The following is a 17,311-nucleotide window of genomic DNA, read 5'->3' on the forward strand; positions in this document are numbered from 1 at the left end:
TTTTTTTGATTTCGCGACACTTTCTAATCTAATTTTGATTTAAACATTGATTCCATAATTGATTTGAAATTTACGTCATTTATAAACTTTATACTATTATGAAAAATTATATTCTTTTATTTTTTCTAACTACGTTCCTGAATTTTGGTTTTTCTCAAAACAAACAAAAGTTTACCAGAAATTTTGAAACCGACAGCGGCATTCAAGGCTATGTAGAAGTTATCACGTTACCAAGACAAATTGATAGTGAACCTTCACTACATATACAACAATTAAGAACGGTTGTAACAGGAGTTAGAGGCATCAATCAGTGGTTTGAAGGTTCTGTTTTAGATTCATATGGGATTAAATTCCCATTCGAGTGTAACAATTGTCATTTCTATGCTGAAGGAGCGGTATCTTTTACCATGAACTCAGCCTATTATGACACTTATTTTAATACGTCTGCTTCAATACACAAAAGAGATTATTCAATTCACAGGCCGCAATTTAATGAAACAGTATTAGGAAGATTAAGAAGGTATATAGCAGAAAACAACACTTCGGCATGGGCTCAAAATGGTAAAGTAGATAGATTAACAATTCGGAATGTTAAAGGAGGGGATTTAGGAATAATTTCAAGAGCGGTTGATAAATATAAAAGCGATCAAAAAAAGAAAGAAAAATTCGAAGACTTAATCTTTCAAGCAGGTTTAAGCCACAAATATTCTTTACAAGAAAGGTTATCATTGCTTGAAAAAGCTAGAAGGCTCGCTAAAACAGAAGGTGATTTTAATAAAATCAATTATTTAAATTCTAAAATTAACCGAGAAATAGAGAAAGAAAATAATGAGGTAAAGAAAGACAGAATAAGTAGTTCAGATACGAGAGTAGGTACAAGAGCTAAAAAAGAAAAAAATGAAAATACCATTAAACTTGAAGCAGAATCCTCAGCTAAAAGTAAGTATGAGAGAATAAAAGCTGAGCTGGATGAGCAAACAAGAAAAGATGTTTCTAGTGCTTTGGCTCGTGGAGATTATGTAAGAGCATCTCAACTAATGCATAATTCTGACCTGTATTCTTACAAAGAAAAACAATCAGTGAATGCTCATGCTCTTGGTCAAGTGGGGGCGCAAGTACTAACTTCTATTATAGATTCTACTCCTCCACAAGATGGTGGCGCATTAAGTTATAATTTTTACCCAGGAGACATTAATCTTTTAGGAATGGATTATTCTTCAACATATGGGCTAATAAATTCAAAACTTGCGCTTGGATTTACCATAGGAATTGCTTCAAGTTGGCCGATTAGTGTCGTTTCAGAAAAAAATACAATGCCGCTCTCAAAATTTGATATACAAGATACGAATGCAATACCAGAAGGATTTAATATTCCCTCAGAAAACAAGGCTACATTATTTGTCGCTAAGTTAGGATTTTCGATAGGAACTCAGAACAAAAGTAAGTTTCAGGTTTTTAATGAATTCACTCCATTTATAAGTTATAATAAAATAAAAAATTATGAAGTATGTGTTAATGGATGTGATGACGCTGTAGATTTTAAAAGATTAGAAGGTAGTCATGTCAGCCCAGGAGCCGAGTTAAGATTCTTAGAATACCTTAAGGTAGGAGTGATTTGGCAGAAAAGAAAAGGGATTGAAGATGAAAGTGGAGAAAGCTCTTATTTTGATACAACCTCTAACCTTAATGAAGATTGGGACGAATTAACAACTTTTGGAGGAGATTTTAAATTATACGTAGGAATTGCCTTTCCAATTGAATAAACGATAAAACTTAAATTTTAAAACCATGAAAGATTTTTTAATAACATTAATTTTTATGATAATTACTTACTCGGCTTCTTCTCAAGAATCATGTGTGCAAATAGACTATACTGTTAGGCCAGTATTATTTTGTAAGTCTAGTAGTTCAACTGCTATAAAACTACACGTGCAGGTTAGCTGCCCAGATAAAAAAGATACTAAGTTTTATATTCAACTAGCATCCAGGAATCACACAACTGGTAAATACAAAAAGATAAAAGCATTTAAAGTTGAAAATGGTACAGAAGAAATTGTTTATCAAAATGGAGGTTATAAACTATATTCCACAGTAGGGTTTGCTATTTTTACTTTTACAAAACCAGGTACAAAAATAGAGGATATGACAAAGGTATTGGATAGACCTGTCTACGTTGAGAAAATTTGTAAAAAGAATAATTAACACTTAATTTGTAGCAACTAAACTTAATAAAACCCAATTGATTAAAAAATACATTTTTTCTTATCTTTTTGTGTTTATAAAGTTTGTTATATTCTCTCAGAGTAGCACTAGTAACTATATAAATCTATCAAAAGATTTCGAAAAACTCGAAGTAAGTGATAAAATAAAAGTTATTAATAATAATGCTTACTCTACTAGCGAAGCTTTAAACATTTTCAATAACCAACCTGACTCTCTTTTAGTTTTTGATCGAATTGCCAATTTTTCTGGACATAATCGTGGGTGGTGGATTTTAATGAACATAAAAAATAATTCAGATTCAGATTTAGATATCGTTATTCAAATTGGCAATCATTATATCCACTCAGCTAAATTCTACAAGGCATCTAATAATTATAGTTTATTTGATATAACAGGAACCTTAATACCAATAGATGAGCGCACAACTTTTGAAAGGTATGCCAATGGTAAATTAATAGTTCCTTCCTATACATCAGAACAGGTTTTAGTAGAGCTAAAAAAAACATCTTTAATAAAGCTTCCAATAAGAATATATGAAGCTCATGTTTTTGAGAGAATGAACCAAAGAGTACATCTACTTTATGGTATTTATTTTGGGTTAATTATTGTTCTCTTTGTTTATGCATTGTTTTTAGGGGTTTCTACAAAAAGCCGAATGCTATTCGAGTATGCTCTTTATTTATTAATATTTGGATTTATGGTCTTTTGCTTAAGTGGTTTTAATCATAGATTTTTAATTACGAATGGCCACCCTTACTTAGACTTTATTTATCAAGATATAATTACATTAACATTAATATCAATGCTCTTTTTTGCTCGGTCTTTCTTAAATCTGAAGCAAAACCTTCCTAAATGGGCTAATTACTTAAAATTATTGGCAATAACTCTTTTTCTATTTTATATAATATTGAGAATTCTAGTTTATTTAGATTTTTTTGAAGCATATATTTCAATATTAATGTATCAACAGTACTTTTTTGTTGCAATAGTTTTTATTAGCCTCATCACAGTTGGTGTATTAAATATAAAAAAGGACAGAAAGCAAAGTACACTTTATTTATTAGCTTATAGTTCGCTTTTATTGACAACTATTTTATCTATTCTATTGGAGTTGATTTTTTTATCTAGTGGAAAATTCAATTTGGACTTTTCATTTGCTTTTGAAGGATCTTATATGTTAGGAAGCACATTAGAAATAATATTTTTCACTATTGGTGTAACAAGACATGTTAAAGAAATTGAAAACAAAAAAGTACTATTGGAGAAAGAATTAAAATTAGAAAAAATAGAAAGTTCAAAGAAGATAGAACACCTTAAGAGTATAGTTATCAAGAATCACATAGTTTTAAAAGACAAAACAAAAGTCTACATCTCAGACCTCTTGTACATAAAATCAGATGACCATTATTTAAATATATTTTTAGATAATGGTAAAAATCACTTTGTAAGGGGTAAATTAAGTCAAATCAAAGAAGAATTACCTCCTAATTTTATACAATGTCATCGCTCTTTTATTGTGAATTCTAATTTTGTAAAACAAATCAATAGTAGTTCGTTAACGTTAATAGACAAAATACAAATTCCGCTATCTCGCTCTTATAAAGACAAATTTTGATAGCTTTGTCTTTTCAAAATTTAACCAATGCAATCTCCTTTTGATGATAATTACTTTATGAAGCGAGCTTTACAAGAAGCAGAAGCTGCGTTTGAAAAAAATGAAGTACCTATTGGTGCTGTTATTGTTATAAATGATCAGATAATAGCTCGTGCACATAACTTAACCGAAACATTGAACGATGTTACTGCGCATGCCGAGATGCAAGCATTTACCGCGGCAGCAGATTATTTAGGGGGAAAATACTTAAAGGACTGCACACTTTATGTTACGTTAGAGCCGTGTCAAATGTGTGCCGGGGCTAGCTATTGGACGCAATTGAATAAGATTGTTTTTGGAGCTCACGACCCTAAACGAGGATTTCAATATTATGAGACTCAATTACACCCAAAAACAAAAGTAGTTGGAGGTGTTTTAGAAGAAGAGTGTGGTAATTTGATCAAACGCTTTTTTATTCAAAAACGTAATTTAAATTAACATCAACCTAATTTTATTTGAAATATATAATGCTGAAAAAAGTTTAGCATGAAGACTACGAATTGACTATAAATTAAACCATTTTATCTTCGTCAATCTTAAACGGATTCTTTTTACTGCCATCTAATACATATTTTTTATACTTCCCTAAACGGTGACGATGATATATAAATAGCGGCATTAGAATAAAAGAAAGAAATAAGATATCTAAACCTATAATTGCATCAGCTTTATCATAATCGGTAAAATACTTTAAATAAAGGCCAACGATAAGTGTAACTAAGAACAAGAAAAATAATATTTTTAATACTAGTTTCATAACGAATATTCTTTTGCGAAACTACTAAATTTATGCTTGTAAATATAAAGAGATGCGTTTATCAATCATTTTAATTGTAGTTTTAGTAATTGGATGTCAAAGACCTACGAAAGAAGTAATGAATACCGAACAGAAACCAGAAAAAATAGTTATTGCTCATCGCGGAGCATCAGGGTATCTACCAGAACATACTTTGCCTTCTAAAGCGATGGCATACGCAATGCATCCCGATTATATTGAACAAGATATCGTGTTGAGTAAAGATAATATTCCTATAGTTATTCATGATATTTACCTAGACGAGGTTACCGATGTGGCCGAAAAATTTCCAAACAGAAAAAGAAAAGATGGTCGTTATTATGTGATTGATTTCGACTTCGAAGAGTTAAAATTATTACAGGCGTTTGAGCGTTTTGACCATAAAACTGAAGAGCAAGTATATTCGAATAGGTTTCCCAAGGGGAAGAGTAATTTTCAATTACATTCTTTGTATGAAGAAATAGAATTAATTCAAGGGCTAAATCGAAGCACAGATAATGATATTGGAATTTATCCTGAAATTAAAGAACCGGCATTTCATTTAAAAGAGGGAAAAGACATCTCTAAAATTGTTTTAAAAGTATTGTCGTTATATGGTTATAAAACAAAAGAGGATAAATGTATTTTACAATGTTTTGACCATAAAGAATTAAAGCGGATTAGGGAGGAGTTAGGCTCTAAGCTTTTCTTAGTGCAACTTATTGAATTTAAAGATGAGCAAAAGGATCTAAACGAATTTGCAACCTATGCAGATGGGATTGGCCCTTGGTATAAAGAAGTTTCTTCAGAGTTTATTAGAAATGCTCAAAAGCTAGGATTAAAAGTACACGGATATACATTTCGGGCTGATGATCTTGGCGCTTTCAAAAATTTCGAATCACTTCTTGAGCATGGATTTAACCATCTAAATTTTGATGGCATTTTTACGGATCATCCTGACGAAACAGTTAAGTTTATAGAGGCTAAGAACTAACTTCTATTAATTTTCTACGGTAGGCAGTTAACATTTTAGACTTAGAAATAAAACCCATATACTTTCCGTTATTAACCACCGGAAGATTCCATGCACCACTATCTTCAAATTTCTTCATAATCGTTTGCATTACATCCTTTTCATAATTAATAATATCTGGTGCATTTTGCATTAATGTATTAATCGTTAGTGAATCATAAAATTTAGCATCAAACATAATTTTTCTAATATCATCGAGCAATAAAACACCTAAAAACTCATTTTCTTCATTCACTACCGGAAAGATATTTCTATTAGATTTTGCTACAGCATTTTGAAGCACAACTCCTAATTTCATATCGGGATTAATACTTATAAAATTGGTTTCAATAATCTTGTCAAGATCCATTAATAGAAGTGCATTCTTATCTTTATCATGTGTTAGTAATTCTCCCCTCTGAGCAAGTTCTAAGGTATAAATAGAATGCGAAACAAAATATTTAGTGATCGCAAATGAAATGGCAGCAACCAACATTAATGGCACAAAAAGATCATAACCGCCTGTAATCTCAGCAATTAAGAATATGGCAGTAAGTGGTGCATGAAGTACACCGGCCATCAAGCCCGTCATCCCGATCAACGTGAAATTAGATTCTGACACGTTAAACCCAAGCCCTAAATTATTAATGGTTAAGGCAACAGCGTTCCCTAATGCACTACCCATTACCAGTGTTGGTATAAAAATACCACCTACACCGCCTGCTGCAAATGTGGTGGTCATCGCCACCGCTTTAAAAACAGTAATGCCTACCAATAAGCCAATAACTATCCATACATTATTTAAATTAGCATTGAATGGTGTGCTACCAATTGCTGCATCTTGATTTCCTTCAATTAGATTATTGATTAAACCGTATCCTTCTCCAAATAGTGGAGGAATAAAATAAAGCATAATACCAATAGCAATAGCCCCAACTAGTAATCGAGCTTTTGCAGATTTAAAACGCTTGAAGAAGTTAATAATAGCAAAATACATTTTAGAGAAATATACAGATGCTATTCCGGTACCAATGCCTAAAATCACATAGAAAAGAATGTCTCTTATTTCAAATTTGTCTACGAGTTCAAAACGAAGTAATACATCAGTTCCGGTAAAGAAATAAGAGGTTACAACGGCAGAAACTGAAGCTAATAATAGCGGAACTAACGACGCAAAAGCTACGTCTAAACTAAAGACCTCTAATGCAAAGATTAATGCTGCGATAGGAGCCTTAAACATAGAGGCCATGGCACCGGCTGAAGCACAACCAATTAACAGCATTCTTGTTTTGGTATTCATATGAAACAGCTGTGCTACATTAGATCCAAAAGCAGCTCCGGTACTTACTGCTGGGCCTTGCAATCCTACCGAACCTCCAAAACCAGCTGTTATTGGTGCGGTAATAAGATTGGCGAAAATCTTATAACGCTCTATGATCCCACTTTTTTTAGAAATGGCATATAAGGTTGTAGAAATACCATGACCAATTTCTTTTTTTAGGAAACGCTTTTTTATAAAGTACACAATAACGAGTCCGATAATAGGTAAAATAAAATATAGAGATGCTTGAATAGATTTAAAAATGTTTAAGTCTAAAATAAGTTGAATATAGTAAGTGAAGTTTTTTAGTAGTACTGTACCAATACCTGCTAAAAAGCCAACTAGTATACTTAGAATGTATATAAAATTCCGCTCAGAAATATATTTATACCTCCAGATTAAGAATTTGGCTAGTAATGATTTAGACTTAGGCATGGTTAAATATAAAAAAATCCCGCGCAAGCGGGATTCTCATTTTATAAATTCAGTTTTAAATGGAGTTCATTTAGCTGCTCATCATCAATGGAAGCAGGAGCATCGATCATTATGTCTCTTCCTGAATTATTTTTTGGAAACGCAATAAAATCACGTATCGTTTCTTGACCTCCTAAAATAGCGACCAGTCTATCTAATCCAAAAGCAATGCCTCCATGTGGGGGAGCACCATATTCAAAAGCATTCATTAAAAAACCAAATTGCTCTTTTGCTTCTTCGGGTGTAAAGCCTAAATGATCAAACATTAGTGCTTGTGTTTCTTTATCGTGAATTCTAATAGAACCGCCACCAATCTCGTTTCCATTCAATACTAAATCATATGCATTAGCCCTTACTTTTCCAGGCGCTGTATCTAGTAATGCGAGATCCTCAGGTTTAGGTGAAGTGAATGGGTGATGCATCGCATGGTAACGTTCTGTTTCTTCATCCCACTCTAACAATGGAAAGTCAACAACCCACAACGGAGCAAACTCATTAGCTTTACGTAATCCTAATCGCTCTGCTAGCTCCATACGCAATGCGGAAAGCTGCGAACGCACTTTATTAGCACCTCCAGAAAGCACGCAAATGAGATCTCCTGCTTGAGCACCGGTTTTATCTGCCCATTTAGCAAGATCAACTTGATCATAGAACTTATCTACAGATGATTTATAAGAACCATCTTCATTACAACGACAATACACCATGCCCAAAGCACCAATTTGAGGGCGCTTCACCCAATCAATTAGCTTATCAATCTCTTTTCTGGTAAAAGAATTTCCTCCAGGAACGGCAATTCCTACCACCAATTCGGCATTATTAAATACGTTAAAGTCTTTATGTTGTGCTACTTGGTTAAGTTCGCCAAACTCCATTCCGAAACGAATATCCGGTTTATCATTTCCATATTTTGTTATGGCTTCATCATAACTCATTCTTGGAAATTCACCTACTTCAACACCATTTATTTTTTTTAATAAATGACGTGTTAATCCTTCAAAGGCATTCAGAATATCTTCTTGTTCAACAAAGGCCATTTCGCAATCTATTTGCGTAAATTCTGGCTGTCTATCTGCACGAAGATCTTCATCCCTAAAACATTTAACGATCTGAAAGTATTTATCCATACCGCCAACCATCAACAATTGCTTAAAAGTTTGTGGTGATTGCGGTAAGGCATAAAATTGCCCTTCATTCATTCTACTAGGCACTACGAAATCGCGTGCACCTTCGGGTGTAGACTTTATTAAATAAGGTGTTTCTACTTCTATAAATTCCTGATTTGACAGGTAATTACGAACTTCTTGCGTTACTTTATGACGAAAGATTAAATTATCTTTAACAGGATTACGACGAATGTCTAGATATCGATATTGCATACGCAATTCTTCACCGCCATCAGTTTCATCTTCGATAGTAAAAGGAGGTGTAGCAGACTGATTTAAAATCATTAATTCCGTGATTAAAACTTCAATTTCTCCTGTAGGAATATTTGGATTTTTTGACTGACGTTCAATTACTTCACCAGATGCTTGGATTACAAACTCACGTCCTAAAACTTTTGCTTTTTCAAATAATGATTTATCTGTACGCTCCTCATCTAAGATTAATTGTGTGATTCCATAACGGTCTCGTAAATCAATCCATATCATAAATCCTTTATCACGCACTTTTTGTACCCAACCAGAAAGTGTTACTTTTTCTCCAACGTTTGCTATTCGCAACTCACCATTTGTATGTGTTCTATACATCACTCCTTTTTTAGAATGCGCAAATTTAGTGATTAAAGACTTGTTGTAAAAGATAGTTTCTATATTTGTTTCAATGAGCAAACTATACCTGGTGCCTACTCCAATAGGTAATTTAGAAGATATGACCTTTCGTGCTATAAAGGTTTTGAATGAAGTAGATATAATACTAGCAGAAGACACTCGAACTTCTGGTAAGTTATTAAGGCATTTTGATATTAATACCCCTATGCAAAGTCACCATATGCATAACGAGCATAAAATGGTGAATAAACTTGTAGAGCGCATTCAATCGGGCGAAACCATCGCATTAATTTCTGATGCGGGAACTCCTGCAATTTCTGATCCTGGATTTTTACTCACACGGGCTTGTATAGCGAATAATATTGAAGTTGAATGTTTACCTGGCGCAACAGCTTTTGTCCCTGCATTGGTGAATAGCGGATTGCCAAATGATAAGTTTGTTTTTGAAGGGTTTTTACCTGTAAAAAAAGGCCGCCAAACACGACTAAAATTACTTTCAGAAGAAAACAGAACCATGATTTTTTATGAGAGCCCACATAAACTCATTAAAACCTTAGGTCAATTTATAGCGTATTTTGGTGAAGACCGACATGTTTCTGTGTCGAGAGAACTAACAAAGCTATATGAAGAAACCATTCGAGGAACAGCTAATGAAGTGCTCACTTATTTTGAAAAGAAACCACCTAAAGGTGAAATTGTAATTGTTGTTGCTGGGAGAAAATAACAGCCATTCTGGGTTCCGATCAAATGAGATGAAGAATCTAGATTATATAGGGAATCTTTATTTCACATTATTTCGTCTGGAATGACAAAGAGATAACGAAATGCAAAAACTACTATCAGAAATAAAAAACTGTAACATCTGTGAAAAGCATTTAGCTTTAGGGCCAAGACCGGTAGTTAGAGCTCATAAAGATGCACGCGTAGTGATTATTGGGCAGGCACCAGGAACTAAAGTGCATGCTTCGGGTATACCATGGGACGATGCTAGCGGAAGACAATTGCGCAAATGGATGAATGTTTCCGAAGAAGAGTTTTATGATGATACAAAATTTGCTATTGTACCTATGGGGTTTTGCTATCCGGGTAAAGGAAAAAGTGGCGATTTACCTCCTAGATCCGAATGTGCCCCTCAATGGCACAAAGCTCTATTCGACCTGATGCCAAACCTAGAATTTATTATGCTTATTGGGATGTATGCCCAGAATTATTACTTAAAAGATAAAGCAAAAAAAACGCTCACTGAAACAGTAGCAAATTACAAAGAATATCTTCCTAAATATTTTGTGATGCCACACCCATCACCAAGAAATCGATTTTGGCTAACTAAAAATCCTTGGTTCGAAGAAGAGGTGATTCCAAAATTACAAAAGACTATTTTAAGCTTTTAATCAAATTAGAAACCTTAGCTAATCTTATTTAAAAGATTGTTATGTCATTTTACTTCGCACAATGACAGAAGCCTACTGTCTAAAAAGCGAAGCCATGTAATGCTAATTTTTTTTCAGCATTACATCACAATAAGGCTCTGAAACAAGTTCAGAGTGACGATACTATAATTAAATGTGCTTTCCTTTATTCCAACCGTGTTTTCCTAAATATTGCTCACCGCTTTCTACGGCACCATCTTCAATAGAGGTTCCCATAGAATCATTCCAGCGATTTAGATATCCAAATAAAGCAATGACACCAAGCATTTCTACAATTTCACCTTCGTCCCAGTATTCATGTAATCGTTCCTTTATTTCTTCATCTACCATGTTAGGAACACCTGAAGCTGCTAATGAAAAATCAAGGGCAGCGCGTTCGGCTTCCGAAAAAGCAGGATGTGTTCTATATTCCCAAATGTTATCTAATTGCTCTTGCTCGGCTCCATAGCGCTCAGCGGCTCTAATAGCATGTGCTTGACAATAACGGCATCCGGTTGCATTACTACTTACCCAAGCGATCATTCTTTTTAGTGTAGAAGTAACACGTCCGTGGTTAGCCATGACGGCTTTATTTAAATTGATAAATGCCTTAGAAATTTCTGGCCTACGCTGCATTGTTAATACAGAATTAGGGCAAAACCCTAAGGTTTCATTATAAAAATCAGCTAATCTTTTAGTTTCAGCATCATGATTCGGATCTAAAGGTGTTACTAAGGGCATAGTTCGTATATTTTTTAATTACTTTTGATGCTCAAAGAAACAAAAAAGCACTAGATATGACAAATAAAGTAAATACTGTCTGGAAAGGAAATATGTTATTTGAATCTGACAATCCTTCGAGAATCAATTTAATGATTGATGCCGGCGAAGAGAATGGAGGGAATAGTGAAGGTTATAGACCAAAGGCGTTGATGCTATCTGCACTGGCAGGATGTTCAGGATTAGATGTTGCCTCACTAATCAAAAAAATGCGTGTTGAAGTAGCAGATTTTAATATTGAAGTAGAAGGAGAGTTGACAGAAGAGCATCCTAAATATTATGATAAAGTAGCAATGAATTTCCATTTTTATGGGAAAAGCCTAGATGAAAAGAAATTAAATAAGATAGTAGACTTATCTATCGAAAAATATTGCGGAGTAATGGCAATGTTTCAAAAATTTGCTGACGTAAAAGTGAAAGTGAATTTTCACAATGAATAATATGCGCTGGACGCTTAAGGAAAGACCTGATAAAGAAAAAGTAAACCAGCTCTCAAACGAATTATCGGTAGCTAAAAACATAGCCTCTTTATTAATTCAAAGGGGTATTACGTCTTTTGACAAAGCAAAGACCTTTTTTCGACCATCATTACATGACCTTCATGATCCGTTTTTGATGCAAGACATGCTTTTGGCCGTTGAGCGTATTGAAAAAGCTATTGAAAAAGAAGAAAACATTTTAATTTATGGTGACTACGATGTAGATGGTACTACTGCGGTTTCATTAGTTTCATCTTTCTTAAAATCATATTATCAAAATGTTGCTACTTATATTCCAGATAGATATCAAGAGGGTTATGGAGTTTCTTATCAAGGAATTGATTTTGCAGAAGATAATGACTTTTCTTTAATCATCGCGTTAGATTGTGGTATAAAAGCCATAGATAAAGTTGATTACGCTAAAAATAAAGGGATTGATTTTATTATTTGTGATCATCATAGGCCTGGAAATAATTTACCTAAAGCAATTGCTGTTTTAGACCCTAAAAGAGAAGACTGTAGTTACCCTTATGACGAACTATGTGGTTGTGGAGTGGGCTTTAAACTAATTCAAGCCTTAGCATCTCGAAAAGGAAAAACCATTGATGATTTAATTGAATATCTAGATCTAGCGGCAACGGCTATTGCTGCAGATATCGTTCCTATAACTGGAGAAAATAGAATTCTTACATATTACGGATTAGAAAGAATTAATTCTAATCCCAGATTGGGAATAAAAGCAATTATCAATCAATTAAACAAACCAAGGTTAAATATCACAGATGTAGTCTTTATTATTGCTCCTCGTATAAATGCAGCAGGGCGGATGAAGCATGGTAACTATGCCGTTGAATTATTAACGTCTAATAGCTTAGAATTGGCTCTAGAACATGCCGCAGCTATTGAAACCTACAATACAGATAGAAGAGACCTGGATAGGCGAATCACTACTGAAGCATTACAGTTGATTGAAGAAAACAAAGAGCAAGATAATTTTACAACGGTAGTGTACCAACAAGATTGGCATAAAGGAGTTATTGGTATTGTAGCCTCTCGCTTAATAGAAAGGTATTATAGACCAACGCTAGTCTTTACCAAAAATGGAGAAAAGCTAGCAGCATCTGCTCGCTCGGTTTCGGGATTTGATGTGTATAAGGCCTTAGATAGTTGCTCAGAATACATAGAACAGTTTGGAGGGCATAAATATGCTGCCGGCCTTACATTATTGCCAGAAAAGTATAATTCATTCAAACAAAAGTTTGAAGAGGTTGTTAGAAATACAATTTCAAAGGAATTGTTGAGCCCCGAGATTAAAATAGACGATCAAATAGAACTTACTGATATTACTTCAAAGTTTTATAGAATTTTAAGACAATTTGGTCCGTTTGGCCCAAAAAATATGAAACCGGTATTTATGGTTAAAAATGTTTTTGATACCGGGTATGCAAGACTGGTAGGATCTGACGAAAGTCATTTAAAATTAAAAATTACCGATGGCAAGTATGCTTTTGATGCTATAGGTTTTGGTTTAGGGAATTGTTATGAACAAATAAAGGATAAACAATCTTTTGATTGTATTTTCACCCTTGAAGAAAATGTTTGGAATGGAAAAACATCCTTGCAATTAAATGTAAAGGATATTAAGTGTCAATCTTAGTAAAACGAATAATCGTACTAAAAAAATTATATAGACTTTAAATTGGTAATTGTTTGCGCTGGGGTTTCACTTTTAAACACAAAACTTCCGGCAACTAAAACATCAGCTCCTGCCGCTAATAATTTACCAGCGTTTTTATCGTTTACGCCACCATCGATTTCAATTTTTGCAGAAGAGCCAGATTTATCGATCAAATCACGGAGTTGAATGATTTTTTTATAAGTGTTTTCGATAAATGATTGCCCTCCAAAGCCTGGGTTTACACTCATTAAACATACCAAGTCGATGTCTCTAATGACATCTTCTAGCAAAGCTATTGGTGTATGCGGATTTAAAGCAACGCCAGCTTGCATTCCTTCAGCCTTAATAGTCTGAACAGTTCTATGTAAATGGGTACAAGCCTCGTAGTGTACAGTTAATATATCTGCCCCTACTTTTTTAAAATCAGAGATAAAGCGATCTGGATCTACGATCATTAAATGCACATCCATTATTTTTTTAGCATGTTTTTTAATGGCTTGTATTACGGGCATTCCAAATGAAATATTTGGAACAAAAACACCATCCATTACATCAATATGAAACCAATCTGCATCACTATTATTTACCATTTCGACATCACGCTGTAGATTGGCAAAATCGGCGGCTAAAATTGATGGAGCTATTAAGTGAGACATTGAATAAAGTTGAAATATTAAGATTGAGCAAATATAATCAAAACAGAAGAGCCGATGGCTCAAAAAAAGAAAACTCTCGCATAGCGAGAGTTTTCCATTCATTAATCAAAAAACGAATAGTTCTTGACTACTCATGTTGATAAAATTATGAAATACTAGGTTCTTAACCTAAATAAGTTCTTAAAATTTTACTTCTTGAAGTATGCTTTAATCTACGTATTGCTTTTTCTTTAATTTGACGAACACGCTCACGTGTTAAATCAAATGTTTCACCGATTTCTTCTAAAGTCATTGGATGTTGATCACCTAATCCGAAATATAACAGTACCACATCAGCTTCACGAGGAGTTAATGTTTCTAAGGCACGCTCTATTTCTACTTTAAGAGATTCGTGTAATAAACTCTTATCAGGGTTTGGAGATTCACCAGAACGTAAAACATCATATAAATTTGAATCTTCACCTTCAATTAACGGTGCATCCATTGATACATGACGTCCAGAATTCTTTAAAGATTCTTTTACATCGTTTACGGTCATATCTAACTCCTTAGCAATTTCTTCAGCCGAAGGAGGTCTTTCATTTTCTTGTTCTAAACGAGCAAAAGTTTTATTAATCTTATTAATAGAACCAATTTTATTTAATGGCAAACGTACAATACGAGATTGCTCAGCTAACGCTTGTAAGATAGATTGACGAATCCACCATACTGCGTATGAAATAAATTTAAAACCACGAGTTTCATCAAAACGTTTTGCAGCTTTGATTAACCCCAAGTTACCTTCATTAATCAAATCAGGCAATGTTAATCCTTGATTTTGATATTGTTTAGCAACAGAAACTACGAATCTTAAGTTTGCTTTTGTCAATCTTTCTAAAGCAACCTGATCACCAGCCTTAATACGTTGAGCTAATTCAACTTCTTGGTCGGCAGTGATTAAATCTACTTTACCTATTTCTTGCAAATACTTGTCTAGCGATGCGGTTTCTCTGTTGGTAACCTGTTTAGTAATTTTAAGTTGTCTCATATAATTGTCTTAATTAATACTTGCTTTAATTCTTCTTGCGTACTTATATATACGGAGTATTGGGCAAGAATGTTACAAAACGGTAAAAATTTATTTTAAGTATAGACTAATGTGACCTTTTTTAAATAAGGTGTCATATCTAAGTGGAAAAATGCTATGTAAAGTAAGAGATACTTATTTAGAGTTAGTTTTTAATAGGCAAGAAGAATCACTTCTTGCCTTTATTTATTAAAAAAGTAGTAATTTTTAAAGAAAAAGTGACCTACATAATATTTATGTGTCTTATAGTTTGAAAAGTAGAAACCTAACAGATTGAGTACCCTGAACAAAATTCATCAGTTAACCGATGAGGATTTGGTGAGAGAAGTTGTGAAAACAAAAGATGGCGTCATGTTCGCAGAACTATATGATCGCTATGCTGCAACTGTCTATAACAAATGCCTTGGGTTTGCAAAATCTAAAGTTGAAGCAGAGGATTTAACACATGATATTTTTATTAAATTATTTGTTAAACTTGATACGTTCAAAGGAAAATCGAAGTTTTCTACCTGGCTATATTCTTTTACATATAATTTTTGTGTGAATTATGTACAGCGCAATGCATATAATAAAAATGAAGAGGTAAAAGAAGTTATTATAAAAGAAGAATCGGTTGATGAAGTAACAGATTATGATATCTTTCAAATTAAGACAGAGAAATTAAAAAAAGTATTGTCTCTGATAGAACCTAAGGATAAAATGATCTTACTATTAAAATATCAGGATGAATTTTCTGTAAAAGAAATTCAAACAGTATTAGAAATAAGTGAAAGTGCGGTAAAGATGCGACTGAAGAGAGCAAGAGAGAAGGTAATGGAAGTATACAAAACTTTGTAATCATGGAGAATCCGTTTAAAAAAATATTACATCAAGAAGAGCTTCCGAAAGTATTGAAGGAAAAGGTAATGAACGATATTTCTATGATAAAATTAACCATTGATGTGGCTGATTTATTCACTGTAAAATATCCTGGAACCTTAGAAAATTTATTAAAAATCTCTGAAAACAATAATTCAAAATAATTAAAATGACACCCTTCTTAAAAACTCAAAGTATTAATCTTTCTTCAATAAAAGAGCTAGGACAAGAGCTCTTGATGTATTTACCTAAGGTATTGGCGGCACTCGCAGTGGCTATCGTTGGCTGGCTATGTATAAAGATAATAACATCGGTGCTCAAAAAAATATTAAATAAAACGAAGATTGACACTTGGGCTGATAAATTAAATGAGATAGAAATTTTTAAGAATTCAAACTTTAAATTTAAACCTGCCAATTTTATTGTAAGTATCGTAAAATGGTTCTTATTATTAATATTAGTAATAGTGGCATCTGACATACTTGGATTGACCATGGTCTCGCAAGAAATTGGGGCTTTAATTAGATATTTACCTCAGTTATTTAGCGCGATAGCCATTTTAATGGTAGGCATTTACTTGGCTAGCATTATAAAAAACGCAATTCAATCACTATTTAAATCTGTTGGTCTAACAGGTTCAAATGTAATTGGCAACATCGTTTTTTATGCAATGGTTGTAATTGTAGCCATAACTGCGTTGAATCAAGCGGGTATCAATACAGATATAATAACCAATAATCTAACTATAATTTTTGGATCATTATTACTTGCATTTACCATTGCATTTGGCTTAGGATCTAAAAGTGTTATCGAACGATTATTATTTGGGTTTTACTCAAGAAAAAACTTGGCGGTAGGACAGAGAATAAAGATGGGAGAATTAGAAGGAACAATCGATGCCATTGATAATATATGCCTTACGCTAAAAACGAATTCAGGAAAACTAATGATTCCTATTAAACAAGTAAATGATAGTATTGTTGAAATTATAGATTAAAATATTAATACTCTTGACCTATACTGGGAAATTGTGAAAAAGAATAAATATTATTTGAATTAATCAAAAAACGAATAATTCTTGGCTCAAGAGTATTTTCCCTTAATTAGAGATTAGTTAGGTTCTAATTAAGAGAAATAGTGATAATGACTCCTGT

At 33.2% G+C, this 17,311-nt stretch carries 18 protein-coding genes; 12 read left to right on the forward strand and 6 right to left on the reverse strand.

Annotated features, from left to right (window positions below; all coding sequences use genetic code 11):
• Positions 1-98: 98 nt before the first annotated feature.
• Genes AC1EUU_RS12195 through AC1EUU_RS12210 form a run of 4 tightly spaced genes read left to right on the forward strand, consistent with a single transcriptional unit; the run spans position 99 to position 4,315 of the window.
• Complete coding sequence (locus tag AC1EUU_RS12195) at positions 99-1,763, forward strand: hypothetical protein (protein ID WP_480201705.1); 1,665 nt, start codon at positions 99-101, stop codon at positions 1,761-1,763.
• Between the two features lie 25 nt (positions 1,764-1,788).
• Positions 1,789-2,202 carry a hypothetical protein gene (locus AC1EUU_RS12200; RefSeq protein WP_480201706.1) on the forward strand — a complete coding sequence of 138 codons (414 nt, stop codon included), beginning with the start codon at positions 1,789-1,791 and terminating at the stop codon, positions 2,200-2,202.
• 37 nt (positions 2,203-2,239) lie between these two features.
• Positions 2,240-3,838: a 7TM diverse intracellular signaling domain-containing protein gene (locus AC1EUU_RS12205; protein WP_480201707.1), complete on the forward strand. Its 1,599-nt coding sequence runs from the start codon at positions 2,240-2,242 to the stop codon at positions 3,836-3,838.
• 27 nt (positions 3,839-3,865) lie between these two features.
• Positions 3,866-4,315, forward strand: coding sequence for a nucleoside deaminase (locus tag AC1EUU_RS12210; RefSeq protein ID WP_480201708.1), 450 nt, complete (start codon positions 3,866-3,868; stop codon positions 4,313-4,315).
• Positions 4,316-4,388: 73 nt separating this feature from the next.
• On the opposite strand, the gene AC1EUU_RS12215 is transcribed toward AC1EUU_RS12210, so the two are convergent.
• Positions 4,389-4,634: a hypothetical protein gene (locus tag AC1EUU_RS12215; RefSeq protein ID WP_480201709.1), complete on the reverse strand. Its 246-nt coding sequence runs from the start codon at positions 4,632-4,634 to the stop codon at positions 4,389-4,391.
• A gap of 52 nt (positions 4,635-4,686) precedes the next feature.
• Here AC1EUU_RS12215 and glpQ point away from each other — a divergent pair, with 52 nt between their 5' ends.
• Positions 4,687-5,646, forward strand: coding sequence for a glycerophosphodiester phosphodiesterase (gene glpQ, locus AC1EUU_RS12220; RefSeq protein WP_480201710.1), 960 nt, complete (start codon positions 4,687-4,689; stop codon positions 5,644-5,646).
• Here the strand turns inward: glpQ and AC1EUU_RS12225 are convergent.
• On the reverse strand, positions 5,636-7,420 hold the full coding sequence (locus tag AC1EUU_RS12225) for a chloride channel protein (RefSeq protein WP_480201711.1): 1,785 nt from the start codon (positions 7,418-7,420) through the stop codon (positions 5,636-5,638). The two genes, glpQ and AC1EUU_RS12225, sit on opposite strands and share 11 nt — an antisense overlap.
• A gap of 41 nt (positions 7,421-7,461) precedes the next feature.
• Complete coding sequence (aspS, locus tag AC1EUU_RS12230; protein ID WP_480201712.1) at positions 7,462-9,210, reverse strand: aspartate--tRNA ligase; 1,749 nt, start codon at positions 9,208-9,210, stop codon at positions 7,462-7,464.
• A gap of 73 nt (positions 9,211-9,283) precedes the next feature.
• Between aspS and rsmI the strand changes: the two genes are divergently transcribed.
• Entirely contained in the window at positions 9,284-9,955 is a 672-nt protein-coding gene (rsmI, locus tag AC1EUU_RS12235) for a 16S rRNA (cytidine(1402)-2'-O)-methyltransferase (RefSeq protein WP_480201713.1), read from the forward strand.
• A gap of 100 nt (positions 9,956-10,055) precedes the next feature.
• Positions 10,056-10,622, forward strand: a complete 567-nt coding sequence (locus AC1EUU_RS12240) for a uracil-DNA glycosylase family protein (protein ID WP_480201714.1) — start codon at positions 10,056-10,058, stop codon at positions 10,620-10,622.
• A gap of 168 nt (positions 10,623-10,790) precedes the next feature.
• Here the strand turns inward: AC1EUU_RS12240 and AC1EUU_RS12245 are convergent, their stop codons facing one another.
• Positions 10,791-11,381 carry a carboxymuconolactone decarboxylase family protein gene (locus tag AC1EUU_RS12245; RefSeq protein WP_480201715.1) on the reverse strand — a complete coding sequence of 197 codons (591 nt, stop codon included), beginning with the start codon at positions 11,379-11,381 and terminating at the stop codon, positions 10,791-10,793.
• A gap of 56 nt (positions 11,382-11,437) precedes the next feature.
• On the opposite strand from AC1EUU_RS12245, the gene AC1EUU_RS12250 reads away from it, so the two are divergent.
• Both AC1EUU_RS12250 and recJ read left to right on the forward strand, forming a co-directional pair.
• Complete coding sequence (locus tag AC1EUU_RS12250) at positions 11,438-11,860, forward strand: OsmC family protein (protein ID WP_480201716.1); 423 nt, start codon at positions 11,438-11,440, stop codon at positions 11,858-11,860.
• A gap of 1 nt (position 11,861) precedes the next feature.
• Positions 11,862-13,556 carry a single-stranded-DNA-specific exonuclease RecJ gene (recJ, locus tag AC1EUU_RS12255; protein WP_480201717.1) on the forward strand — a complete coding sequence of 565 codons (1,695 nt, stop codon included), beginning with the start codon at positions 11,862-11,864 and terminating at the stop codon, positions 13,554-13,556.
• Positions 13,557-13,582: 26 nt separating this feature from the next.
• On the opposite strand, the gene rpe is transcribed toward recJ, so the two are convergent.
• The gene (rpe, locus tag AC1EUU_RS12260; RefSeq protein ID WP_480201718.1) at positions 13,583-14,233 is read right to left on the reverse strand and encodes a ribulose-phosphate 3-epimerase; all 651 of its coding nucleotides are present in this window, start codon (positions 14,231-14,233) and stop codon (positions 13,583-13,585) included.
• A 163-nt stretch (positions 14,234-14,396) separates the two neighbouring features.
• On the reverse strand, positions 14,397-15,260 hold the full coding sequence (locus AC1EUU_RS12265) for a sigma-70 family RNA polymerase sigma factor (protein ID WP_480201719.1): 864 nt from the start codon (positions 15,258-15,260) through the stop codon (positions 14,397-14,399).
• Positions 15,261-15,572: 312 nt separating this feature from the next.
• Here AC1EUU_RS12265 and AC1EUU_RS12270 point away from each other — a divergent pair, with 312 nt between their 5' ends.
• Genes AC1EUU_RS12270 through AC1EUU_RS12280 form a run of 3 tightly spaced genes read left to right on the forward strand, consistent with a single transcriptional unit; the run spans position 15,573 to position 17,154 of the window.
• Positions 15,573-16,136 (forward strand): RNA polymerase sigma factor, encoded by a 564-nt coding sequence (locus tag AC1EUU_RS12270; protein ID WP_480201720.1) that lies wholly within the window; start codon positions 15,573-15,575, stop codon positions 16,134-16,136.
• A 2-nt stretch (positions 16,137-16,138) separates the two neighbouring features.
• Entirely contained in the window at positions 16,139-16,321 is a 183-nt protein-coding gene (locus AC1EUU_RS12275; protein WP_480201721.1) for a hypothetical protein, read from the forward strand.
• Positions 16,322-16,326: 5 nt separating this feature from the next.
• Entirely contained in the window at positions 16,327-17,154 is an 828-nt protein-coding gene (locus tag AC1EUU_RS12280; protein ID WP_480201722.1) for a mechanosensitive ion channel family protein, read from the forward strand.
• The last annotated feature ends 157 nt before the right edge of the window (positions 17,155-17,311 follow it).

Source organism: Maritimimonas sp. 2205BS37-2 (assembly GCF_056591755.1).